This is a genomic window from Corallococcus sp. CA047B, assembly GCF_003612065.1.
Classification (GTDB): Bacteria; Myxococcota; Myxococcia; order Myxococcales; family Myxococcaceae; genus Corallococcus; species Corallococcus praedator.
Genome location: NZ_RAWD01000004.1, coordinates 48,548 through 70,398 on the forward strand (window position 1 = coordinate 48,548; position 21,851 = coordinate 70,398).

Annotated in this window: 19 protein-coding genes and 1 tRNA gene; 11 read left to right on the forward strand and 9 right to left on the reverse strand. The window is 69.5% G+C overall.

Going from position 1 to position 21,851, the window contains the following annotated elements; translation table 11 throughout:
* Window positions 1-4 precede the first annotated feature (4 nt).
* From D7X74_RS42565 to D7X74_RS01475, 5 genes are all read left to right on the forward strand, one after another.
* A complete protein-coding gene (locus D7X74_RS42565; protein ID WP_147446428.1) occupies window positions 5-529 on the forward strand; it encodes a hypothetical protein in 525 nt (174 codons plus the stop codon).
* Window positions 526-1,767, forward strand: coding sequence for a YcaO-like family protein (locus tag D7X74_RS01460; RefSeq protein WP_120531089.1), 1,242 nt, complete (start codon window positions 526-528; stop codon window positions 1,765-1,767). The genes D7X74_RS42565 and D7X74_RS01460 overlap by 4 nt, the downstream gene beginning before the upstream one ends.
* A complete protein-coding gene (locus D7X74_RS01465) occupies window positions 1,764-2,519 on the forward strand; it encodes a TfuA-like protein (RefSeq protein ID WP_120531090.1) in 756 nt (251 codons plus the stop codon). Before D7X74_RS01460 ends, D7X74_RS01465 begins: the two co-directional genes overlap by 4 nt.
* 257 nt (window positions 2,520-2,776) lie before the next feature.
* Window positions 2,777-4,228: a hypothetical protein gene (locus D7X74_RS01470; protein WP_147446429.1), complete on the forward strand. Its 1,452-nt coding sequence runs from the start codon at window positions 2,777-2,779 to the stop codon at window positions 4,226-4,228.
* Between the two features lie 58 nt (window positions 4,229-4,286).
* The gene (locus D7X74_RS01475; RefSeq protein ID WP_120531092.1) at window positions 4,287-4,973 is read left to right on the forward strand and encodes a hypothetical protein; all 687 of its coding nucleotides are present in this window, start codon (window positions 4,287-4,289) and stop codon (window positions 4,971-4,973) included.
* 73 nt (window positions 4,974-5,046) lie between these two features.
* Here the strand turns inward: D7X74_RS01475 and D7X74_RS01480 are convergent.
* From D7X74_RS01480 to D7X74_RS01505, 6 genes are all read right to left on the reverse strand, one after another.
* Window positions 5,047-5,128: transfer RNA gene (locus tag D7X74_RS01480), tRNA-Leu, on the reverse strand.
* Window positions 5,129-5,212: 84 nt separating this feature from the next.
* Window positions 5,213-5,644: a preprotein translocase subunit SecG gene (gene secG / locus D7X74_RS01485; RefSeq protein WP_120531093.1), complete on the reverse strand. Its 432-nt coding sequence runs from the start codon at window positions 5,642-5,644 to the stop codon at window positions 5,213-5,215.
* Between the two features lie 85 nt (window positions 5,645-5,729).
* Window positions 5,730-6,500 (reverse strand): triose-phosphate isomerase, encoded by a 771-nt coding sequence (gene tpiA, locus D7X74_RS01490; RefSeq protein WP_120531094.1) that lies wholly within the window; start codon window positions 6,498-6,500, stop codon window positions 5,730-5,732.
* Window positions 6,501-6,550: 50 nt separating this feature from the next.
* The gene (pgk, locus tag D7X74_RS01495) at window positions 6,551-7,744 is read right to left on the reverse strand and encodes a phosphoglycerate kinase (RefSeq protein WP_120531095.1); all 1,194 of its coding nucleotides are present in this window, start codon (window positions 7,742-7,744) and stop codon (window positions 6,551-6,553) included.
* A 67-nt stretch (window positions 7,745-7,811) separates the two neighbouring features.
* Window positions 7,812-8,822 carry a type I glyceraldehyde-3-phosphate dehydrogenase gene (gap, locus tag D7X74_RS01500; RefSeq protein WP_120531096.1) on the reverse strand — a complete coding sequence of 337 codons (1,011 nt, stop codon included), beginning with the start codon at window positions 8,820-8,822 and terminating at the stop codon, window positions 7,812-7,814.
* A 100-nt stretch (window positions 8,823-8,922) separates the two neighbouring features.
* Window positions 8,923-11,799 carry an N-acetylmuramoyl-L-alanine amidase gene (locus D7X74_RS01505; protein ID WP_120531097.1) on the reverse strand — a complete coding sequence of 959 codons (2,877 nt, stop codon included), beginning with the start codon at window positions 11,797-11,799 and terminating at the stop codon, window positions 8,923-8,925.
* Window positions 11,800-11,879: 80 nt separating this feature from the next.
* Between D7X74_RS01505 and D7X74_RS01510 the strand changes: the two genes are divergently transcribed.
* Window positions 11,880-12,524, forward strand: a complete 645-nt coding sequence (locus D7X74_RS01510; protein ID WP_120531098.1) for a diacylglycerol kinase — start codon at window positions 11,880-11,882, stop codon at window positions 12,522-12,524.
* 140 nt (window positions 12,525-12,664) lie between these two features.
* On the opposite strand, the gene D7X74_RS01515 is transcribed toward D7X74_RS01510, so the two are convergent.
* On the reverse strand, window positions 12,665-12,868 hold the full coding sequence (locus D7X74_RS01515; RefSeq protein ID WP_233595317.1) for a hypothetical protein: 204 nt from the start codon (window positions 12,866-12,868) through the stop codon (window positions 12,665-12,667).
* Window positions 12,869-13,199: 331 nt separating this feature from the next.
* On the opposite strand from D7X74_RS01515, the gene D7X74_RS01520 reads away from it, so the two are divergent.
* From D7X74_RS01520 to D7X74_RS01540, 5 genes are all read left to right on the forward strand, one after another.
* Window positions 13,200-14,795, forward strand: a complete 1,596-nt coding sequence (locus tag D7X74_RS01520) for an NAD(P)/FAD-dependent oxidoreductase (protein WP_120531100.1) — start codon at window positions 13,200-13,202, stop codon at window positions 14,793-14,795.
* Window positions 14,796-14,840: 45 nt separating this feature from the next.
* Window positions 14,841-15,212: a hypothetical protein gene (locus D7X74_RS01525; RefSeq protein ID WP_120531101.1), complete on the forward strand. Its 372-nt coding sequence runs from the start codon at window positions 14,841-14,843 to the stop codon at window positions 15,210-15,212.
* A gap of 127 nt (window positions 15,213-15,339) precedes the next feature.
* The gene (locus D7X74_RS01530) at window positions 15,340-16,479 is read left to right on the forward strand and encodes a class I SAM-dependent rRNA methyltransferase (RefSeq protein ID WP_120531141.1); all 1,140 of its coding nucleotides are present in this window, start codon (window positions 15,340-15,342) and stop codon (window positions 16,477-16,479) included.
* A gap of 73 nt (window positions 16,480-16,552) precedes the next feature.
* Entirely contained in the window at window positions 16,553-18,082 is a 1,530-nt protein-coding gene (locus tag D7X74_RS01535; RefSeq protein ID WP_120531102.1) for a 3'-5' exoribonuclease YhaM family protein, read from the forward strand.
* Between the two features lie 5 nt (window positions 18,083-18,087).
* A complete protein-coding gene (locus D7X74_RS01540; RefSeq protein ID WP_120531103.1) occupies window positions 18,088-20,052 on the forward strand; it encodes an HD domain-containing phosphohydrolase in 1,965 nt (654 codons plus the stop codon).
* On the opposite strand, the gene D7X74_RS01545 is transcribed toward D7X74_RS01540, so the two are convergent.
* Window positions 20,039-20,815 (reverse strand): TatD family hydrolase, encoded by a 777-nt coding sequence (locus tag D7X74_RS01545; protein WP_120531104.1) that lies wholly within the window; start codon window positions 20,813-20,815, stop codon window positions 20,039-20,041. The two genes, D7X74_RS01540 and D7X74_RS01545, sit on opposite strands and share 14 nt — an antisense overlap.
* Complete coding sequence (locus D7X74_RS01550; RefSeq protein WP_199732673.1) at window positions 20,812-21,786, reverse strand: HEAT repeat domain-containing protein; 975 nt, start codon at window positions 21,784-21,786, stop codon at window positions 20,812-20,814. The genes D7X74_RS01545 and D7X74_RS01550 overlap by 4 nt, the downstream gene beginning before the upstream one ends.
* Between the last annotated feature and the right edge of the window lie 65 nt (window positions 21,787-21,851).

Consider the following 21,851-nt stretch of genomic DNA (forward strand, 5'->3'; position numbering starts at 1 on the left):
ACACATGAATTTCAAGAAGATAAATCAAGACTCGCAATTCCAAATCGATGTCGGTCCCGACGCGTCTCTCCATGGCACCCCGCAGGGGCACCTCTCGCTGGAGCCCCCCAACACCGTGACCCTGACCGCGATGTTCAATGGAAAACCGGTGTCGGCCAGGTGGACCGATTCGAGTAGACTCCTGACACCACCCCTGCCGTCAACCGTCGTGGCGACAGTGGATGTCTCCGGGTCTGGGTTTGGCAAGAGCACCGTCTTCGCGACCTTCACGGACAACGCAAACAAACTACACACCGCGCAGCAGGACATCTACGTTGGCACCGTGGTCATCGCGGGCGCCAATGGCAGCTTCTGGCAGGTCTTCTCCGATGGAGGCATCCGGCCCATCAGCGATACCGATGTCCATCCGGACGCCCAGACAATGATCAAGAACAATGCCATCTTTTCGGATTTGACGGGCAATAGCACGAGCACGGCCGTCACGTGCTACCTGCTGAACCTCAAGAGCTACACGATCAAGCCCTCGTGACAGCCCCCTCTTCCGGCACGCCCAAGAGATTCCTCACGGGGACCCATCGTCTCGTTGAGCCCGAGGCGACGATCGCACGGGTGAAGGGGCTGCGCCCCCTCCTGGGCATCACCCGCGTCGCCAACGTCACGGGCCTGGATGTCATTGGCATCCCGGTGGTGATGGTCATCCGGCCCAATGCGCGCTCGCTCTCCGTGTCCCAGGGCAAGGGGGGCGAGCCTGCCGCCGCGCAGGCCTCGGGGCTGATGGAAGCGATTGAGCTGTATCACGCGGAACACATCACCCTGCCCCTCAAGCTCGCGACCTTCAACGAGCTGCGGTTCACCCACCGGATGGTGGACATCCCGGCGCTCCCAGGGGTGTCCGTAAGCCAGTTCCACGGCCACTTCCGCACGCTCTGGATCGAAGCCAGGAGCCTCTTCGACGAAGGCTCCACCTGGGTGCCCTACGAGCTGGTCCACATGGACTACACGCTCCCGCTGCCGTCGGGGAGCGGCTCATTCCTGATGAGCTCCAGTGGGCTCGCATCCGGCAACCACCCGCTCGAGGCCGTGAACCACGCGCTCTGCGAGCTCATCGAGCGGGACGCCACCACCCTCTTCCGCCTCTCGGGCGAGGCGGTCCAGCGCACCCGCCGGGTCGACCCCGCCACCGTGGATGACCCGGGATGCCAGGCCCTGCTGGAGCAGTACGCTCGCGCCAGGGTGGAGGTTGGCATCTGGGAGATCACCTCGGACGTGGGCGTGGCGGCGTTCTGCTGCACCATCGTGGACTTGGATCCCGAGCCCCTGCGGCCCATCGGGCCCATGGGTGGGATGGGCTGCCATCCCTGCAGGACCGTGGCGCTCTCGCGGGCGCTCACCGAGGCGGCGCAGAGCCGGCTCACCGTCATCACCGGCGCACGCGATGACGTCCGCCACCTGGGGCCTCAAGGCTCCGAGGAGGAGGTGGAAGCCGCCCGGCGGATGCGGGACATGCTCGTGGCCGTACCGGGGACGCACCGCTTCCAGGACGTGCCCGACTTCCAGGGTGGCACGCTGGAGGAGGACCACGCCTTCCTGCTGGGCCGCCTGCGCGCGGCAGAGCTCAAGGAGGCCCTGGTGGTGGACCTGACGCAACCCTACTTCGGCATCCCGGTGGTCCGTGTCCTCGTGCCAGGACTCGAACCCCTCAATGACATTCCAGGCTACGTGCCGGGCGCCAGGGCCCGGCGCCGCCACCAGGAGAGCACGCCATGAAGGTGGTCATCTTCGCCGGGCCGACGCTCCACGGGGTGAAAGGCCGGGAAGAGCTCGAGGCCCTCTACCTGCCACCCGCGGCGCAGGGGGACCTCTACCGGGCAGCGCTGGCGAAGCCGGTGGCCATCGGGCTCATCGACGGCTACTTCGAGCGCGTGCCCTCGGTGTCCCACAAGGAGATCCTCTGGGCGATGAAGCAGGGCGTGCACGTCTTTGGCGCCGCGAGCATGGGCGCGCTGCGCGCCGCCGAGCTGGCGGCCTTCGGCATGGAAGGCGTCGGAGAAATCCACGAAGCCTTCGCGAGCGGAGCACTGGAGGACGACGACGAGGTCGCCGTAGTGCATGGCGACGCCGGGGAGGGCTACCGGCCGCTCTCCGAGGCGATGGTCAACATCCGCGCCACCCTCCAGGCGGCGGGGCGCGCGGGAGCGTTGGACCCGGAGACACGACACAGGCTGGAGCGGTTGGCCAAGGGGCTATTCCATGCCGAGCGGAGCTGGCCCGCGCTGTTCAAGCGAGGCCAGGAGGCGGGGCTCGACGAGGAAGGGCTCGCGGCCTGTCGGCGCTTCGTGGCTGAAAACCGGGTGGATCAAAAGCAATTGGATGGGCTGTGCCTGCTCCGCACCCTGCGCGCGAAGCTGGAGGCAGGCCTGCCACCGAAGCAGACCCGCTACCCCTTCTCACACACGGACGCCTGGGAGCACATCCGCCTGAAGGCGGAGGCCCTGCTCCCTCAGCGCACACAGGGCTAGCGCGCCGCGGGCTCCAGCGCTTCCGGCAAGAAGTTGCTGGGAGGCGGTGTCTGGCAATGCCTCTCGGCAAGAACTTGCCGTCGCGCTTGGCACCGCGGCCGCGGCCTTTGAAGACACCCGAGGACCTCCCTCTCGAACGTCGCCAGGGTTCATCCTGGTACGCCCGTTGCTAACGCATGGGTCCGGACTCACAAGCAACCGCTTGATGGGTTCACCGTCAACGCGTCCCCGAAGGGGCGCAACGAAAGGCATCCACCATGCAATCCATTCCTTACGATCCGGCTTTGGTTCTGGGCAATCTCGTGGACGAGACCGTCCTCAAGAGCGTCATCGCGATCTCCGAAGCGGCCGTCCCCGCCGACGACGCCCAGGAGGCCCTGAATTCGCTGATCCTGTCCAAGCGAAGCATCGACATGACCATCCAGGAACTCACGGGAATGGGCATCGACCCCAAGGATGTCATCGCCTCCTCCACGAAGCTGGGTGACCAAATCAGGACGGCCGCCGTGGCGTACGCAACCGCCTCGATGAAGGCGCAGGATGACATCATCAAGGCCAAGGCGGACCGCGCCAAGGGGCGAGCCGCGGTGGCGGTCAGCGCCAGCGTTGAAAGCCCCATCGACTACAACCGCACCCAGATCAAGCGGATGCCGTTGGCGGCGGACTCCATCAAGATGGATGCCCAGTACTTCTCCAATGATTCGAACACGCAGGATGCCAGCAACACGATCGCGACGATCAAGGACTACGTCTCCGCCTCGACCAGCTTCCTGGGCTCGTCGCGCAGCCTGGAGGCCAGCTCCGCCGCCCAGAAACAAGCGTCCCGGCAGTACCAGAACCACGACATCGCCGGCACGCTCGTCATCACCGTGGGCTGCACCCACAAGGACGCGGTCCTGCTCGCGCCGTTCGTCATCGACCCCGACAAGGCGATCCGCGCCTGGAATGCCCTGTTCTCCGGCGATCAGATCTCCACGGATCATCCGGAGAAGCTGGTCACGGATGTCATCAAGGCGAAGGGCGATTCCAAGAATGAACTGAAGCTCATCTCCGGCGCGACCTACGGCTCGAGCTTCGTGGGCATGGTCCACATCCTGCGCTCGGAGTCGACCACGAGCGACCAGGCGATGTTCTCCGCCGCGGCGAGCCTGCAGGCGACCATGAAGGCAGGCGGATGGTTCGCCAACGCCGAGGGCGGCTTCGGTGTGTCGGAGTCCTTCTCGAACGACGTGAAGCGGATGATGAGCCTTCAGCAGATCAGCAGTCACTGCAGCATCATCACGATGGGTTCCATCCCGTCGATCAAATCCAACATGGTGAAGGTGGGCGTCAAGGAGTTCGCCGACTTCGACCCCGCCGCGATGATGGATAAGCTGGCGACGCTGCAGAACGCCACGGCCACGGATCAGGACTCCGTTTCCGCGGCCGCCGCGGCCGCGCGCACCGGAAACCAGATGGTCCAGTTGCAGGCCACCCAGGTGAAGAGTGTCATGAGCGGCCTCGGCGACATTGATGATGGCCAGAACAAGATGCTGGACATCAACACGCTGATGAGCGCGTTCGAGGACTACGTCGAGAAGGCGCTCGACGGAAATATCGGCGTGCCGATCAACTACTACCTCAAGACCCTGCCCAAGGCCGCGCTGGCCCACCTGTGGGTCGCGAAGTACTACCCGGACTACCTGGCGATCAGCGAGGACGACAGCTAGACGACGTGATCTGGCAATTCCGTACCCTCAACCCCCATCCACACACAGGCGGAATCCCATGATCTACGGCGGAAGCAACGACATCCTCGACCCGAACAGCGCGGCAAGCCGAATACGCTTTCCTTCCAATGGCGCCGCCAGGAGCCCCTACAACGGAAAGTGCCCGGCGTGCGACAAGTCATGCGACACGCACAAGCCCTTTCCCTTCGTCTCGTCGGATGATTTCACCGAGAAACTGGCCAAGAAGCTCCAGGGCCTGCTGGACGCTGCGCGCGTGAGGGGCCTGCTCAAGGGCTTCGAGCTCTCCAAGGGGGCCTGCATGGTGGGAGCCGCCCGCGCGACCATCAACAGCAAGGTCTACACCTGGGTGACCATCTCGGGTGGCATCACGGACATGCTCGGGCAGTTCGACAACACCCTCGGCAAGGACGTCCAGATCGTCAAGACGGCCTCCGCCCTGCCGCTCAGGAACATCAAGGGGACGGCCGTCACCGGGACACCGGTGGCCTGGAATCGCAACCGTGACTATCCGGCTGGAGCGTGCGCGGCCCAGAAGCTGCTCATGGAGGTCTTCAATCAGGCCAAGGGGACGCCGGGCAAGATCTCCAAGCTCACCCTGGCCGAGATCCTCTGGTCCGATCCCGCAGGCAACGGCCACAACCGGGACTGGTCGACAGGACAGCTCGTGGAGTCCTGCGACACCTGCAAGCAGCTCATCCCGATGATGCTTTGCAGCGGTGGCTGAGGCCTGCCAGGCCCCCAAGGCCTGAAACGAAAAAAGCCCCCGAATCTTTCGATTCGGGGGCTCTTCTTCGGAGTGCCCAGGGCGGGACTCGAACCCGCACGCCTCACGGCGCCACCACCTCAAGATGGTGTGTCTACCAATTCCACCACCTGGGCCTGCTCGCGGGGCTCATGTACCGAACCCCGCTGACTCGCGCAACGACAAAATCACCGACGCGCGAGCCTGAAACGAACTGACGACTACGGCGCGGGCGTCGTCGGCGCGGGAGCCGGCTGGCCCTCGGCCGGCGGGGGCGCCGTGCGCTCCTGCTCGACACTGCCCGGAACCGCGGGCGCTGGCGTCGTCGCCGGTGCCGCACCCGTACCAGGGGCCGCACCCGGCGTCGCCGGTGCCGTGGCCGCCGGAGGAGGCGATGCGACCGAGCCCCCCGCCGCCACGGAACCGCGCAGGCCCACGAACGACAGGCCCAGCGACGTCAGGAAGAACAAGCCGGCGCAGATGCCCGTCAGCTTGCTCAGGAAGGTCACCGCTCCGCGCCCACCGAAGGCGCTCGTCGCGGCACCGCCACCCAGGGCGGAACCCATGCCGGCGTCCTTCCCCGGCTGTAGCAAGATGACGAAGATCATGAACACGCAGAGCAGGACGTGCACGATCGTAAAGAAGGTCAGCATGGGGCTTCCAGACGCTCCGTGGAAAGAGGGCGCACCCTACACAAAGTGGTCAACGGGTGACAACTTCCAACTGGGATAACTTCCTCTAGCCCGCTGCCTTCACGATGGCCACGAAGTCGGCCGCCTTGAGGCTCGCTCCCCCGACCAGCGCCCCGTCCACGTCCGGCTGTCCCAGCAATTCCGCCGCGTTGTCCGGCTTCACGCTGCCGCCGTACTGGATGCGCACCTTCCGGGCCGTCCCCTCGTCGTACAGCCGGCCCAGCAGGCCCCGGATCGCCGCGTGGACCTCCTGCGCCTGCGCCGTCGTCGCCGTCCGGCCCGTTCCGATGGCCCACACCGGCTCGTACGCCATCACGAACGTCGCCACGTCCGCCGCCGTGAAGCCCTCCAGCGCCCCGCGCACCTGACGCTCCACCACTTCCAGCGTCTGGTTCGCCTCGCGCTCGGCCAGCGTCTCGCCCACGCAGACGATGGGCGTCATGCCCGCGGCCTTCACGGCCTTCGCCCGCTTGTTCACCGTGGCGTCCGTCTCACCGAAGAACTGCCGGCGCTCCGAGTGCCCCACGATGACGTAGGCACACCCCAGCTCCGCCACCATCCCCGCGGAGATCTCCCCGGTGAAGGCGCCGGACGCCTCCCAGTGGCAGTTCTGCGCCGCCAACTGGATGGGCGCGCCCTCCAGCGCGATGTGCACGGGCTGCAACGCCACGAACGGAGGCGCGATCACCACCTCCACCGTGTCACCCAGCGCCGCCACCGCGCCGCGAAGCTCCCGCACCAGCGCGAGCGCCTCCGGCACCGCCTTGTTCATCTTCCAGTTGCCAGCGACGATCTTCCGACGAGCGTGGGCCGTCATGGTGTCTCCCCCGGTAGCGAGCGTTTGAGGAACTGCGGGTGCGTTGCCGCCTACTTCGTCTCCAGCGCCTTGATGCCCGGCAGCTCCTTGCCCTCCAGGAACTCCAGCGACGCCCCGCCGCCCGTGGACACGTGGCTCATCTTGTCCGCGTAGCCCATCTGCTCCACCGCCGCCGCGCTGTCGCCACCGCCGATGACCGTCGTGGCCTGCGTGTTGATGGACATGGCCACCGCCACCGACTTCGTGCCTTCCGCGAACTTCGCCACCTCGAAGACGCCCATGGGCCCGTTCCACACCACCGTCTTCGCGTCGCGGATGCGCTGCGTGAACATCGCGCGCGTCTTGGGCCCGATGTCCAGACCCATCATGTCCGCCGGGATGACCTGGTCGGGCGTCTCCTTGGCCACGCTGTCCGCCGTGGGCCCCGTGCCGACGATGTGGTCGATGGGCAGCACCAGCGGCGTCTTCAGCCGCTTCGCCGTGTCCAAGAGCTTCGCCGCCAGCGCCAGCTTGTCGCCCTCCTCCACCCGGCTCTTGCCCACTTCGATGCCCTGCGCCTTGAGGAAGGTGTACGCCATCGCGCCGCCCACGAGCAGCGCGTCCACCTTGGGCAGCAGGCTCTCGATGACCTTGATCTTGTCGCTCACCTTGGAGCCGCCCAGGATGGCCACGAAGGGCTTCGCCGGGTTCTTGAGCACCTTGTCGCCCAGGTACTCGATCTCCTTGCGCATCAGGAAGCCGGCCGCCTTCTCCTTCACGAACGGCACCATGCCCGCCGTGGACGCGTGCGCGCGGTGCGCCGTGCCGAACGCGTCGTTGACGTAGACGTCCGCCAGCGCCGCCAGCTCGCGCGAGAAGGCCTCGTCGTTGGCTTCCTCCTCCTTGTGGAAGCGCAGGTTCTCCAGGAGGACCACCTGCCCTTCCTTCAGCTCCTTCACCTGCTTCTTCACGCCGTCGCCCACGCTGTCATCCGTGAGGATGACCTCGTGCTTGCCGCCCAGCAGCTCCACGAGCTTCGCGGCCACCGGCTCCAGCGACAGCTTGGGGTCCGGGCCCTTGGGCCGACCGAGGTGGGACGCCAGGATGACCTTGCCGCCCATCTCCAGCGCGCGCTTGATGGTGGGAAGCGCCTCGCGGATGCGGGTGTCGTCGGTGATGCGGCGGCCCTCCATGGGGACGTTGAAGTCCACGCGGATGAAGACGCGCTTGCCGGTCAACTGCAGGTCATCGATGTAGCGGATCATCTTTTGGTGCCCCTTGCCCTGTCTCGGTCAGCCCAACGGTGCCGGAATGCGAAGCCGTGCCTGACGACTACAGGCCCTTGGACACGAGGAACTTCGCCGTGTCGACCATGCGGTTGGAGAAGCCCCACTCGTTGTCGTACCAGGCCATGACCTTGAGCATGGTGTCGCCCATCACGAAGCAGTTCGTGGCGTCGAAGATGGCCGAGTGCGGGTTGCCGTTGTAGTCCACCGACACCGTCTGCGCGTCGCTGAACTCCAGCACGCCCTTGAGCTGCGTGGCCGCCGCCTTGCGGAACGCCTCGATGACCGCCTCCGCGGTGACCTTCTTGGTGGTGTTCACCGTCAGGTCCACCAGCGACACGTTCGGGGTGGGCACGCGCACGGAGATGCCGTGCATCTTGCCCTTGAGCTCCGGGATGACCTCACCGATGGCCTTCGCGGCGCCGGTGCTGGTGGGGATCATGGAGAGCGCGGCGGCGCGGGCGCGGCGCATGTCCTCGTGGGTGAGGTCCAGGATGCGCTGGTCGTTGGTGTAGCTGTGCACCGTCGTCATCAGGCCGTGCTCGATGCCGAAGTTGTCCACCAGCACCTTGGCGATGGGCGCCAGGCAGTTGGTGGTGCACGAGGCGTTGGACACGATGTGGTGCTTCTTCGCGTCGTACTGGTCGTGGTTGATGCCGTACGCGATGGTCAGGTCCGGGCCCTTGGCCGGCGCGGAGATGATGACCTTCTTCGCGCCCGCCTTGAGGTGCTTCTCCGCGCCCTCGCGGCCGGTGAAGCGGCCCGTGCACTCCAGGACCACGTCCACGTCCATCGACTTCCAGGGCAGCGCCGTGGGGTCCTTCTCCGCGGTGACGGCGATCTCCCGCCCGTCCACCACGATGCCCTTGTCAGTCGCCTTCACCTCGCCCGGCCACGTGCGGTGCACGGAGTCGTACTTGAACAGGTGGGCCAGCGCCGACGGCTTGTCGAGGTCGTTGATGGCGACGATCTCGAGGTCTTCCTTGCGGCTGAGCGCGGCGCGAAGGATGCAGCGACCGATACGTCCGAAGCCGTTGATGGCGATCTTGGTGGCCATGGTGTCCGTTCTCCTGGTCAGCAGGAGTGGGCCCTCACGGCCCACCCGTCATGAGTCTCGTAAAGAAGGCGGGCGACCGTAGGCAGGCGCCCCCGCCGAGTCAACGCTTCGCGTGGGCCTTCGCGCGCGCACGCCGGAGCTGAACAATCACCCCGACCAACAGCCAGAGCCCGGAGGCCGTTCCCGCCTCCGCCGCCCCGCACCCACAGCCGGTGTCCGCCTTGCCGAAATATTCGTTTGGCAGCAACGGAACGACCGTCGGTTCGGGAGGGGGCGGCTCCACCGGCGGATCCACGGGAGGATGGGGATTGCGCTCCTGGACCGCCACGCAGGACGTCAGCGGCCGGGGACTCACCGCCGGCGTCACCTCCGCGTCCGGCAGTGGGGGCGCCGGGGCGAGCCCCGTCGTCGCCAGGAACGCGCCCACCAGCCGCGCGCGCTCCCGGTTCGACGCGAGGCCCTCGAAGGGGAAGCCCAGCACCAGCACCTGTCCCGCCGGCGCCGTGCCGGACACCAGCCCCGCGCCCAGCGCCGTCCCGGCGTAGCGCAGCACGTCCCTGCCCCCGCCCGTCGGCGCCAGCACGTCGGTGACGCCCACCGGATAGGCCCCGAGCGTCCCGTCGTCCAGCGGCGTGGCGGTCAGGTCCGAGAGGAAGCCGCCCGCCGAGCCCTCCAGCCGAAGCACCGGCGCCCCCGTGCCGATGGAGGCCCTCAGGATGTCTGAAAGGAAGAGCTGATCCTCCGCGCTGCCCGCCGCGAGCGCGGACACGGTGCGGCCACCCGACAGCATCAGGTGTCCGCCCCCGGTGACGAACGCGCGCAGGGCGTCCTGTTCGGTGCGCGTCAGCCCCGCGCCCCCCACGCCGCCGCGCCCGGTGGACCAGTCCACCAGTTGGTAGCCCGAAGGGGACACGAGCCCTGTCGCCACCGCGTTGCCCGTCGCGCTGTCGAAGGCCACCGCCGCCTGGGCGAACGCCGCGCCGTGCTGGCGCAGGTAGCTGCCGTCGTTCATCGCCTCCAGGTAGACGCGCAGCGGGGCGGACAAATCATACGGCGTCAGCGTCTCACCGCAGGCCACCGTCGCGTCCAGCCGCTCGTACGCGTTGACGAGCAGCGCGCGCGGGGCATCCCCCACACGCACGCCCAGCGTGGCGGACGGGAACGATTCGCCGCCCGCGTTCACCGCGGCGACGCGGAAGTAGCGCAGCGTGCCGGCGGCCAGCGTGACGGTGGCCTCGGTGTTCGTCACCGCCGTGCCCTCGTCCCACGCCCGGCCATCCGCGCTCTGGTAGAGGCGGTAGCCCGTCGGCGCATCCGTGCCCTGCTCCGAGGCGACCCGCGGCGGCGCGGTCCACTTCACCTCCACCGCGCCCGGCGTCGCGTTGCGCGCGGCCACCGCGCCCGGGGCCTCCGGCGGCAGGTGCACCGCCACGCTGTCACGGGCCGCGAAGTACTTGATGAGGCCCTGCACGATGGCGCGCGCGGCCACGTGGCGGATGCGGGCCTCCTTGAGCTTCGCCGCGTCCGCCGTGTTGTCGTGGTACGCCATCTCCAGCAGCACGCTGGGCATCTCCGGGTTGTGCGTGGGGTTCACCTCGCCCAGGTTCGCCGAGCGCAGGGTGCGCACCCGCCAGGCCGGATCCACCTCGCGCTTCAGGTCCGTTTCAATCTGCGCGAGCAGCGCCCTGGCCATCACGTCGCTGTCCTTCACGCCCGTGAAGTTGAGGGTGCCGTCCACCGGGTTCGGCCCGTAGACGTACGCCTCCGTGCCCACCACGTTGCCGGAGGTGGACGCGTTGGTGTGCCACGCCACGTAGACGGCGTCCTCGCCCTCCTCGTGCAGCCACGCGGCGAAGCGCGGCCGGGCCGTCACGTCCGCGTTGCGCTCGTTGGACAGCGCGTTGGCCCCCGTCGGCGCGTACACGGTGAAGGGCGCCCCGCTGTACTGCACGTGGTAGCGCGCGCTCTCCTCGAAGCGCGGACGCGGAAGCGGTCCCTGCGCCGCGTCTCCCATGAGGCCCCGTCCGCCGCCCAGCCGCACCGCGTCCACCGACAGCGTCGCGCCCGTGCCCGCCGCCGAGTCGTTCCGCAGCTCCACCGCGCCCGAGTCCGGGTGTTGCCCCGCCTTGAAGTAGAAGCGGCCCAGCAGCACCCATGTCCCGCCGTGGCGGCGCTGGTTCACGCGGAAGTGACTCTCCCCGCCCGCGTGCTTCACGACGTAGTGCGCATCCTGCGCGCGCGTGGGGTCCGCGCCGTAGGAGACATAGACGTTGTAGGCCGCGTCCGCCGGCACGTCCGGCGTCCACGTCGCGCTCGCGGTGACGGTGGCCGCCGTGTCCAGCGTGCGCGTGGTGCCCAGCGTGAAAGGCTCCACGTTGTTGGCCATGGGCACGGGCGGAGCGCCCCAGCCCTTCTGTTCGGAGGCGTGGAAGCGCCCAGCGTCACCAGCCTCCGCGTAGCCCGCCTGACCGTCATCCACGATGGCGAGCAGCGGGTTCAGGTCCGTCTCCCGCACCGGCACCACCGTGGCGCCCGCGCCCACCAGCAGGGGTAGCAGCTCCTGGGACACCACCTCCGCGGAGATGAAGTCCTCCACCACGCCCCAGGTGTTGCCCCGCTGCGTCGCCCAGCGCTTCAGCCCGTTGTCCCGGTAGAAGCCGTGTCCCGGGCTCAGGTAGATGACCTTGCCGGACAGCGCGCCCTCGCCCAGGCGCGTCTGCGGCACGCCGGCCGTCTTCACGTTGGCTTTGGCGCCCCGCGCTTCACGCCGCACCACCGGTGGTTCCTGGGAGGACAGCCGGTGCTGCTCGTGCGCCCGGGGCCCCGGCGCTGGCAGATAGTGAACACCTGGCGGCTCCAGGCCCAGGTCATCCCCTTCGAAGCTCGGGAGGGAGGCGCCTTGCGCTCGCGCGACGGCACCGGTGCACAGCAGGGCCAGCGCCACCAAGCGCGACCAGGACGGAAAGGACGTTCGCATCACGCGGCCGACCTTACCCGTTCACTCAGGAGCGGCAATCGGACCCGTGGGTGCTAGCCTGCCGCACCCTTCACCCTCCGATGACCGTTCCTGCACCACACCGTCCCCAGTTTCCCTCCCGCCGCAGCAACGGACTGTTCGCCTCGTTCGGACATGCGTGGGCGGGCCTCATCCACACCGTCGCCTGGCAGCGCAACATGCGCATCCACCTCATCTCCGGCGTGCTGGTGGGGCTGGTGGGCAGCGGCATCCCCCTGGGGCTCGCGGAGAAGGTGACGCTCATCTTCTGCGTGCTGCTCATCTTCTTCGCGGAGATCCTCAACAGCGCGCTGGAGCAGCTGGTCGACCTGGCCGTACAGCAGTTCGACGAGAAGGCCCGGCTCACCAAGGACGCGGCCGCCGCGGGCGTGCTCGTGCTCGCCGGGGGCACCGTCGTCATCTTCGCCGCCATCCTCATCAACTACTGGGAGACGGTGCGCACCAACACCGACGCCATCTTCCGGCAGGTCGCGCTGGGGTTGCCCCTGGCCGGGTGCGCCACGGTGCTCGTGCTGCCCCAGCCTCGGCCCGTGGCCGTCGATGTGCTCGCGTTCCTCACCGGCTGCGGCCTGCTCGCGCTGACGGCGCCCACCTCCGCCAGCCTCGTCTTCACCGCGCTCACCGCCGCGCTGCTCTTCATCGCCGGAGCGGCGGCCCGCGAGCGCAGGCGCCATCCCCAGCCCTGAGACACAGCGCGTCAAAGACTGGAGCGTGGAGACAAAAAAACCGGCGGTCGCCGGTTCGCTCCCACCACCTTGCGGGCGGGGACCCCGGAACCGGTCCGGAGCCCGCTCACCCGCGAGGGTCTGTCGTGCATCCTAACGGGCTACGCGCGCTGCTGCCACTCCGGCACGGCCTCGGGTGTCGGCTGGGTGGCACCTGCCTTGTCGCCCTCCCGCAGGTCGGTGGTGACCAGCTCCAGCAGCTCCGTCGCGATGCCGATGACCTGGTGCGGCGTGTAGCCGGCTGCGCGCAGCTGATTGAAGAAGGTGCGCGCCAGGATACGGGTGCCCTTTTGGTCGGTGCTCACGGGAATTGCCTCCGGAATCGGGCCCAGGCCAACGGGCGCCGCGTCATCACTCGGCTGCTGAGTTCAACCGGCGTGCCAGTCGTTCTCTTCCAAACGGATTCCCCAACAGTCCCCAGGGGTTGAAGCCCGGAAGTGGACGGCACGGGAAGTGGAAGGTGCGAAGGGGGTTACGCACCCGGACGTCCGCTCCGCCCGCGAAGGGGAAGCAGGGTGCATCAGCGGGTACGCACCTACCCCGGGGCCTGCGGACGAGCGTCTCGTCTTTTCAAGTGCTTGCATTCCCTGGGGTGGCTGGAGCACATACGCGCCCCCACCGAGGAGCAAAACCAAGATGGCGTACCGGGTGAACAACATCGGGCTGTGGCTGGACGAGCCGGAGGAGCTGCTCGGCCAGCGCGCCGCGGAGAAGCTGGGGGTCACCCGGAGCGACCTCTCCTCCGTGCGCGTGGTGCGCTCGGTGCTGGATGCGCGCAAGAAGGGCAGCCCGCGCTACATCTACACGCTGGAGGTGGAGCTGGCGCCGGGCAGGAAGGCGCCGAAGCTGCCGCCGGATGTCAGCGAAGCGCCGCCCCCGCCGGAGCTGCTGCCGCGCGTGAAGGAGCCGGAGAAGCTGCCGCTGATCATCGGCACCGGACCCGCCGGGTTGTTCTGCGCGCTGGGCCTGCTGGAGCGCGGCGTGCGCAGCATCCTCTTGGAGCGCGGCCGCGAGGTGGTGACGCGCCGCAAGGACGTGGCGAAGCTCATGCGCGACGGGTCCCTGGATCCGGAGAGCAACATGAACTTCGGCGAGGGCGGCGCGGGCGCGTACACGGACGGCAAGCTGTCCACGCGCATCAACCACCCCATGGTGCGCAAGGTCATCGAGGCGTTCGCCCGCTACGGCGCGCCGGATCACATCCTCATCGAGGGCAAGCCGCACATCGGCTCGGACCTGCTGCCCGGCGCGGTGGCGAAGCTGCGCGACGAGCTCATCGCGGGCGGCTGCCAGGTGCACTTCGAGCAGCGCGTGGACGACCTGCTCTACCGCGACGGCCACATCGCGGGCGTGAAGATGGCGGACGGGCGCACGCTGGAGAGCGACCGCGTCATCCTGGCGCCGGGCAACTCCGCGCGCGAGCTGTACGAGCGCTTCGCCGCCGACGGCCAGGTGAGCGTGGAGGCCAAGCCCTTCGCGCTGGGCTTCCGCGCGGAACACCCGCAGTCGCTCATCAACGGCATCCAGTACGGCGCCGCCGCGAAGCACTCGAAGCTGCCGCCCGCGGACTACAAGCTGGCGGAGAACCTGGACGTGGACGGCGAGGTGCGCGGCGTCTACTCGTTCTGCATGTGCCCCGGCGGCATCGTGGTGCCCACGCCCACGCAGGACGGGCTGCAGTGCACCAACGGCATGAGCAACTCGCGGCGCAACGCGAAGTTCGCCAACGCGGGCATCGTCGTGTCCGTGTCCGTGGCCGACTTCGAGCGCGAGGGCTTCCGGGGGCCGCTGGCGGGCCTGGAGTTCCAGCGGCACTGGGAGGAGAAGGCCTACAAGCTGGGCGGAGGCCGCTTCTTCGCGCCCGCGCAGACCATCCCGGACTACCTGGCCGGCCGCGTGAAGAAGGACCCCGGTGACACCAGCTACCGCCCGGGCCTGGCGCACACGGACCTGAACCAGCTCTTCCCGGAGCGGCTGACGCAGTCGCTCAAGGCGGCGCTGCGCACCTTCGACAAGAAGATGCGCGGCTTCATCAGCGACGAGGGCAAGCTCATCGGCATCGAGAGCCGCACCAGCTCTCCGGTGCGCATCACCCGGGGCAACGACCTGCAGTCGGTGTCCATGCGCGGCCTGTATCCGGCGGGCGAGGGCTGCGGCTACGCGGGCGGCATCGTGTCCTCCGCCATTGATGGACTGCGCATCGCTGAGCAGATTGCCACCGAGCTGACTTGAGGTCCCCTCCCCTTCCGGGCAGGGTGGCCGGGGAGGGAAGAACCCATGGCGTACCGCGTGCGCACCCCTGACGGAGAGCTGATGTTCCCCTCGCTGGGCGACATCGAGCGCGCCTACGTGCAGGGGCTGGTGGACCCCGACGACGAGGTGCGCGAGGACGGCTCGGAGAAGTGGCGCAAGGCGTCCTCGCTGCCCGTCCTGGCCCACGCCCGCAGGCCCCAGGCCGCGAAGGACTCCCGGGCCCAGACGCTCACGGTGCTGGGCGCGGTGGCGGTGGGCGTGTTCGCGCTCGTGCTGCTTGTCATGGGCAGTTCCTGGAATGTGCGCATGCTGGGCATCGCGTTGGCCCTGGTGGTCAGCGGAATGCTCACGCGGGTGACGTTCAAGGCCTACAAGCGGCCCCCGCCCGTCCCCTGACGCCGCTTCCTCCCCTGCCCTCCGGGGCAGCGGGAAGGCCCCCGCCGACAGCAGGCCCCACACGGCCCATCTTCCAGGGAAGGCGCCCTCCAGGGTGCCTTCCATCGCGCTGGAGGAGGACCGCACCTTGCTCAGCACCTACCTGTCCCGAGAAGCCGCCCGGAAGCTTCGCCATGGAGCGCCCTGGCTGCGCCGCGAGGACATCGTCTCCATGGAGGGCGAGCCGGAGCCCGGCACGCCCATGCAGCTCAAGGACGAGGATGGACAGGTCCTGGGCCTGGGTGACGTGGACCTGGAGGCCTCCTATGCCGTGCGCCGCCTGGGCCTGCCGGACGAGGCCGTGGAGGGGCTCATCCCCCGCCACGTGCGCCACGCCTTCGAGCGCCGCGCGCGCCTGGTGGACGACCCGCGCTTCTGCCGCATCGTCAACGACGACGGCGACGGGCTGCCCGGCCTCATCGTGGACCGGTATGATCAGCACTTCGTCGTGCAGACGCTCACGCGCTCCATGGACGCGCGCCAGGAGGAGATCACCCGCACGCTGGGCGAGGTGACGGGAGCGGCCTCCGTGCTGCTGCGCAACGACACGCACCGGCGCAAGGCCCTGGGCCTGCCCGCGCAGCGACCGCACGTGATGTACGGGACGCCGCCGCGCTGGTGCCGCCTGCTGGAGATGGGCGCGCGCTTCACCGTGGACCTCACGTACGGCCGGGGCACGGGCTACGGGTATGATCACCGCGAGCTGCGCCGCTTCCTGGGCCGCACCGGCAACGGGGACCGCGTGCTGGATGTGGCCTGCAACGTGGGCGGCCTCTTCGTCCACGCGGGCAGACATGGGGCCAAGCAGATCCTCGCCTTCGACGGCAACGCGGACTCCGCGGACCTGGCGCGCGAGAACGCGGAGGCGAACGGACTGCTCGGCAGGGTGACGGTGGAACAGGGCGAGCCCCTGGCGGTGCTGCGGGCCCTCAAGGACACCTTCGACCTGGTGCTGCTGGACACGCTGGGGGTGGCCGCCGAGGAGGACTTCATCGAACAGGTGCGCCTGGCCCTCCGGCGCACCCGCCATGGCGGCAGGCTCCTGGTGGTCGGTTATCACCCACCGCTGGCCCTGGGGTCGTTCACGGAGGCCGTGGCCACGGCGTGTGAGCTGGAGGCGCGCATCGCCTTCCGGCTGGTGCGGATGGGCCTGCCGCCCGACCACCCGGTACCGGTCGGCTCCCCGGGCGCCGAGTACCTGGAGGCGGTGGCGCTCGAGGTGAGCTGAGCGGACACCCGAGGGGCCCTGAGCGACTTGTCTCGCCTGGAGGGCCCCCTCCGGTGGTAGTGTCCGCGCCGCGATGACTACCGAAAACGAAACCCAGGCCGCGTCTTCCACCCCGGAGGCTTCCGTCGAGACCGTCCGCAAGGTGTACGCGGTCGACCTGCGCGAGAAGGACCGCGTCAACACCGTCTTCCGCGTCACCAAGAAGGAGAAGGTGAACGCGCGCAGCGGCAAGGTGTTCCTCTCGCTGTCCCTGGCCGACAAGAGCGGCACCGTCGACGCCCGCGTCTTCGACAAGGTGGACGCGCTCGAGCCCACGTTCCAGAGCGGCGACTACGTCCTCGTGCAGGGCGGCGTCATCGTCTTCCACGGCCGCACCCAGGTGGTGGTGGAGGCCGTGGAGCGGCTGGATCCGGAGCCGCTCGACCCCAAGGAGTTCGAGCCGCCCGCGGCCCCTCCCGCCGAGGCGAAGCCCGCCGCGGAGGCCAAGGAGCCCCGCGAAGCGAAGGAGCCGCGCGAAGCGAAGGAGCTCAGGGAGGCCAAGGCCCCCGAGGCGGCGAAGGAGCCCCGCGAGCCCAAGCCGGAAGCCCGTCACGAGGGCGGCGGTGGCCCGCGCGCGGTGGGGCAGATCCGCGAGCTCATCAACGAGCGCGTCAACGACCCGTACGTGAAGCAGTTGCTGGTGGCGTTCCTGGACGACGCGCAGGTGTCGGCGGGACTGCCCGTCGCTCCGGCGGCCAAGGGCGTGCACCACGCGTGGCGCGGAGGCCTGGCCGAGCACGTCCTGTCGGTGATGCGCCTGACGCTGCGCGTGTCGGACCACTACCCCATGGCGGACCGCGACCTGCTGCTGGCGGGCGCGTTCCTGCACGACGTGATGAAGGCGGGCGAGGGGTCCTCCGACAAGGGCTTCGAGAACACCGACGAGGGTCGGCTCGTGGGCCACGCGGTGCTGGCGGCGCAGAAGATCCGCGAGAAGACGCTGGGCATCCCCGGCTTCCCTCCCCTCCTGGAGCAGCACCTGACGCACCTGGCGATCTCCCAGCAGGGCGCGGGGGGTTCCGCCGGGGCCCGGGTGCCGCTGACGCTGGAGGCGCAGATCGTCGATTCGCTCAGCGCGCTCGACACACGCATCTCCTCGTGGGTGGAGGCCATGCAGCGCGATCCGAACGAGCGCTGGACGGAGCACCTGCGGGCCTATGATCGCGCGCTCTGGAAGGGCTCCGTGCCCACCGGTCGCGGCCGTGCGCCCGTGGAAGGTGGCAGCGGCCGTCGCAAGCACCGCGAGGAGAAGCGCAAGGCCCGGGGCGACAAGGCTCCGCAGGCGCCTGCTGGCGCCGAGGGCACCAGCGCTCCCGCGACCGAGGCGAAGGAGGCCCGTCCGGAGCGTCCGCCGCGTCCTCCGCGCGAGCCTCGCGCCGAGCGTCCCCCGCGCGAGGACCGTCCGCCCCGCGAGGAGCGTCCGGCCCGTCCGCCGCGCGAGGACCGTCCGCCGCGCGACCCCAAGAACCTGCCCGGCGAGTTGACCTTCAAGCCGTTCAGCGCGCTGGCGCCGTCCGCGCCCGCGAAGTCCGGTGGTGAAGGCGAGGGCTCCTCGGAGGGCTGAAGTCCATGGCGAAGCGGCTGGGAGAGCGGTTGATTGAGGCCGGCCTCGTGACGCCAGGGGCCGTGGAGCAGGGACTGGAGCACCAGAAGATCACCGGCCACAAGCTGGGGGACTGTCTGGTGGAGCTGGGCCTGCTCCAGGAGGCCGCGCTGCTGCGGCTCCTGGCCAACGAGTTCCAGACCCGCTTCGTCACCGCGGACAAGCTGGCCAAGGTCCGCATCGACACGAAGGTGCTCGACAAGCTGCCGGTGCGGCTGGCGGAAGCGCAGAACGTGCTTCCGCTGGCCATTGATCCGGAGCGCCGGCTGTTGTCGGTGGTGGCCGCCGAGCCGCAGAACAAGTCGCTGCTCGACGAGATCGCGCTCGTCACCAACATGTCGGAGGTCTACGCGTACATCGGCCTGCGCAGCGCCATCTCCGCCGCCATCCGCAAGCACTACTACGGCGACCCCACCGCGTTCACCGCGCTCCTGGAGGGTCCGCACGGCGGCGGGCCCCGGCGTCCGGAAGCCCCCGCGAGCAACAACGGAAGCTCCGACTCCGGCCGCAGCGGCACCTCCCCCGGGCGCAGCACCACCACCAGCCTGCAGATGCGGCTGGAGACGGACGCGCGGATGCGCCTGCGGGGGCCCGGCAGCGGCACCCAGGTGCGGGCCGCCACGCAGCGGCGAGAACCGGGTGGCCCGCGCGGACTCATCAGCGACTCCGACTACGTGGAGACGCTGAGCCTGATGGTGGGCCTCTTGGAGCAGGACCGGCCGCGGCACCGGGGACACTCGGCGCAGCTCGCGCGGCAGGCGGGCATCGTCGGCCAGCGCATGGGCATGCCCCACAAGGAGCTGGCGGCGCTCTCCATCGCCGCGTACCTGCACGACCTGGGCAAGCCCGCGGAGCGGCACTTCTCGCTGGCGAGCAACGCGGCGAACGCGGAGTGGAAGGCCCAGGCGAAGGCCAGCTACCGCGCGCCGACGAAGCTCTTCGAGACGGTGCACCTGCCCACGCAGGTGAACACCATCCTCGCGCAGCTCTACGAGGCCTGGGACGGCTCCGGCACGCCCCAGGGCGCCAAGGGCGAGGACATCACCCTGGGCGCGCGCATCCTGGCCGCGGTGGACAGCTTCCTGGAGCTGACCAAGAACCCGGGCAACGCGCACGGCCGCGTCTTCACCAAGCAGCAGGCGCTGGAGCACCTGCGCAAGCACGCGGGCATCCTCTACGACCCGGTGGTGGCGGACATCGTCGGCCAGCTCCAGAGCGGGGAGCTGCTGGTGCACCGACTGGCCAGCGAGGGCCGGCAGGTGCTCATCGCGGAACCGGATGAGACGACGCGCGGCGAGCTGCTGGAGGCGGTGCTCAAGCAGGAGCTGGTCGCGCACGCGCTGTCCACGCTGGATGGCGCGCTGGACGGCCTGGCGCGGCAGGACTGCGACGTGCTGGTGGTGAGCCTGCGGCTGGGACAGCAGGAGGTTTTGGACCTGCTGGAGGCCGCGCGCGCCGCGCCGGAGAGCGCGGGCCTGCCCATCGCCGTGGTGGGCGAGCCGGATGCGCAGGCGCGCGAGCGGCTGCTGATGGCGGGCGCGACAGCGGTGCTCGCTCCGGGCGACAAGGCGGAGGTCGCGCGCACGGTGCACACGCTCTTCCAGGACCGGGTGCAGCACAACGGCCCGGGCCGGGTGGTGCGCGGCAGCTTCGACGAGCTGCCCCCGCGCGAGCTGCTCCGCACGCTGGGCGGAGGCCGCAAGAGCGGTAGGCTCCAGCTGCGCCACCACACGCTGGAGGGCTTCCTGCACCTGGAGCGGGGCCGCGTCGTCTTCGCCTCCTTCGGCGGACACGCGGGTGAACCCGCGCTGCAGGCCCTGCTGAAGCTGAAGCAGGCGGACTTCCTCTACGATCCGGACGCGCTGCTGCTGGACATGCCGCAGCTCGACCAGGACCTGGAAGCCCTGGCCGGCGCGGTCAGCGCAGGGTGAGGTTGAAGAGGCGGGCCGCGTTGGCGGTGGTGACGCTGGCCACCTCCTCCAGCGGGACGCCCTTCAGCTCCGCCATCTTCTTCGCCGTCTCCAGCACGTGCGCGGGCTCGTTCTTGCGGCCCCGGTGCGGCACGGGCGCGAGGTAGGGACTGTCCGTCTCCACCATCAGGCGCTCCAGCGGCGCGAAGCGCACCGCGTCCTGGAGGGCCTCCGTCTTCTTGTAGGTGATGACGCCGGACAGCGACAGGTAGAAGCCCCGGTCCAGGTAGCGCCGCGCCGCGTCCGTGTCGCCGGTGAAGCAGTGGATGACGCCGTTCGTGACGTCCTCGGCCGCCAGGGCCGCGTCGCAGTCCTCATGCGCGTCGCGCACGTGCACCACCAGCGGCTTGCCCAGGCGCTTCGCCAGCGCGCACTGGCGCCGGAAGACGGTGGCCTGCACGTCGCGGGGCGAGTGGTCGTAGTAGTAGTCCAGCCCGGCCTCGCCCACCGCGCGCAGCTCCGGACGGGCACAGGTGCGCTCCAGCACCTCGAAGTCCGCCTCGGTGGCGCGGGCGGCCGCGTGCGGGTGGATGCCCAGCGTGGGCGACAGGAAGTCCGGGTGGCGGGCGGCGATCTCCAGCGCGTTGCCCCAATCCCCGGGGTTCTCGAACTGCCCCACCAGCACCGCGTGCACCAGGCCGGCGGCCCGGGCGCGCTCCAGCACCACCGCCACGTCCGCGTAGTCCTTCGGCTCCAGGTGGCAGTGCGCGTCGACCAGTCTCATGGGCCCTCCCGAAACAGCTCTTCCAGCTCCAACCGCGCCTCTTCCGAAGCGAAGGTGGCCACGGCCGCGCGCACGCGCTCCTGCCCCTCCGCCACGCCCAGGCGCCACACGCCATCCGCCGCGTCCAGCCGGTCATCCTCGGGGGCGGCGCGGTTCTCCAGGACGGAGAGCAGCCAGGGCAGCGCCCGGGCATCTCCCAGCCGGCCCAGGCCCCGCGCGGCGGCGCCACGGCAGGGGTCCTTCGCATCCTCGAGGATGTCCTTCAAGCGCTCCAGCGCGCCCGGCACCTTCAGCTCGCCGCACAGCTCCACCGCGAGCGCCCGGTCCGCGCTCCACTTCTTGCGCGTGCGCTGCATCAGCCAGTCCGCGCCCTCCGGAGCCCCCAGCTTCATCAGCACGCCCGCCGCCTGCGTCTTGTCGAACGCGGGCAGCAGCCACTTGCCGAACAGCTTCTTCACCGCCGGCAGCGCCCGCACGTCCTCCAATTCCGCCAGCGCGCCCAAGGCCCGGAAGCGCAGCGTGTCCACGTCCAGCGCGGCCACCAGCACGTCCAGGCCCGCGGGGTGCTTGAGGGCGGCGATGCCGCGCGCGGCCTCGAACCGCACCTCCGGCGTGGGGTCCTCCAGCATGCCGGCCAGGGCCCCGCGCGCGTGCGGCAGCGCCAGGTCCGCCAGCCGTCCGGTGGCCTCCAGCCGCACCCGGGTGTCCTCGTCGCGCAGGCGGGGCAGGAGCGTGTCCGGAAGCTGATCCGGCGGCAGCACCACCGACGCGAGGCTCACCCCGGAGCGGCGCACCTCCGGCTGCGAATCCGCGAGCAGTCGCACCAGCGCGTCCGTGAACTCCGCGACGTGCGCGGACTCCTCGGAGGCCAGTTGGAAGAGAAGATCCGCCGCCTCGGCCCGGCTCACTGGACGCTTCTCGCGCTCCAGGGTCAGCAGGGCGCGATCCCGTTCGGCACGCCAGTCCACCACGTCTTCTCACCTCGCTGCCGGGAGCGGTGAACCGCCCGGTGTGTCGTGTTCCTGGAACAACCCGT

Excerpts from the sequence above, each read along its gene's own strand:
- D7X74_RS01510 (WP_120531098.1), top strand. The coding sequence starts at position 11,880 with ATGACCGTTCCTGCACCACACCGTCCCCAGTTTCCCTCCCGCCGCAGC.
- D7X74_RS01475 (WP_120531092.1), top strand. The coding sequence starts at position 4,287 with ATGATCTACGGCGGAAGCAACGACATCCTCGACCCGAACAGCGCGGCA.
- secG (WP_120531093.1), bottom strand. The coding sequence starts at position 5,644 with ATGCTGACCTTCTTTACGATCGTGCACGTCCTGCTCTGCGTGTTCATG.
- D7X74_RS01545 (WP_120531104.1), bottom strand. The coding sequence starts at position 20,815 with ATGAGACTGGTCGACGCGCACTGCCACCTGGAGCCGAAGGACTACGCG.
- gap (WP_120531096.1), bottom strand. The coding sequence starts at position 8,822 with ATGGCCACCAAGATCGCCATCAACGGCTTCGGACGTATCGGTCGCTGC.
- pgk (WP_120531095.1), bottom strand. The coding sequence starts at position 7,744 with ATGATCCGCTACATCGATGACCTGCAGTTGACCGGCAAGCGCGTCTTC.
- D7X74_RS01465 (WP_120531090.1), top strand. The coding sequence starts at position 1,764 with ATGAAGGTGGTCATCTTCGCCGGGCCGACGCTCCACGGGGTGAAAGGC.
- D7X74_RS01505 (WP_120531097.1), bottom strand. The coding sequence starts at position 11,799 with ATGCGAACGTCCTTTCCGTCCTGGTCGCGCTTGGTGGCGCTGGCCCTG.
- D7X74_RS42565 (WP_147446428.1), top strand. The coding sequence starts at position 5 with ATGAATTTCAAGAAGATAAATCAAGACTCGCAATTCCAAATCGATGTC.
- D7X74_RS01525 (WP_120531101.1), top strand. The coding sequence starts at position 14,841 with ATGGCGTACCGCGTGCGCACCCCTGACGGAGAGCTGATGTTCCCCTCG.
- D7X74_RS01535 (WP_120531102.1), top strand. The coding sequence starts at position 16,553 with ATGACTACCGAAAACGAAACCCAGGCCGCGTCTTCCACCCCGGAGGCT.
- D7X74_RS01540 (WP_120531103.1), top strand. The coding sequence starts at position 18,088 with ATGGCGAAGCGGCTGGGAGAGCGGTTGATTGAGGCCGGCCTCGTGACG.
- D7X74_RS01470 (WP_147446429.1), top strand. The coding sequence starts at position 2,777 with ATGCAATCCATTCCTTACGATCCGGCTTTGGTTCTGGGCAATCTCGTG.
- tpiA (WP_120531094.1), bottom strand. The coding sequence starts at position 6,500 with ATGACGGCCCACGCTCGTCGGAAGATCGTCGCTGGCAACTGGAAGATG.
- D7X74_RS01520 (WP_120531100.1), top strand. The coding sequence starts at position 13,200 with ATGGCGTACCGGGTGAACAACATCGGGCTGTGGCTGGACGAGCCGGAG.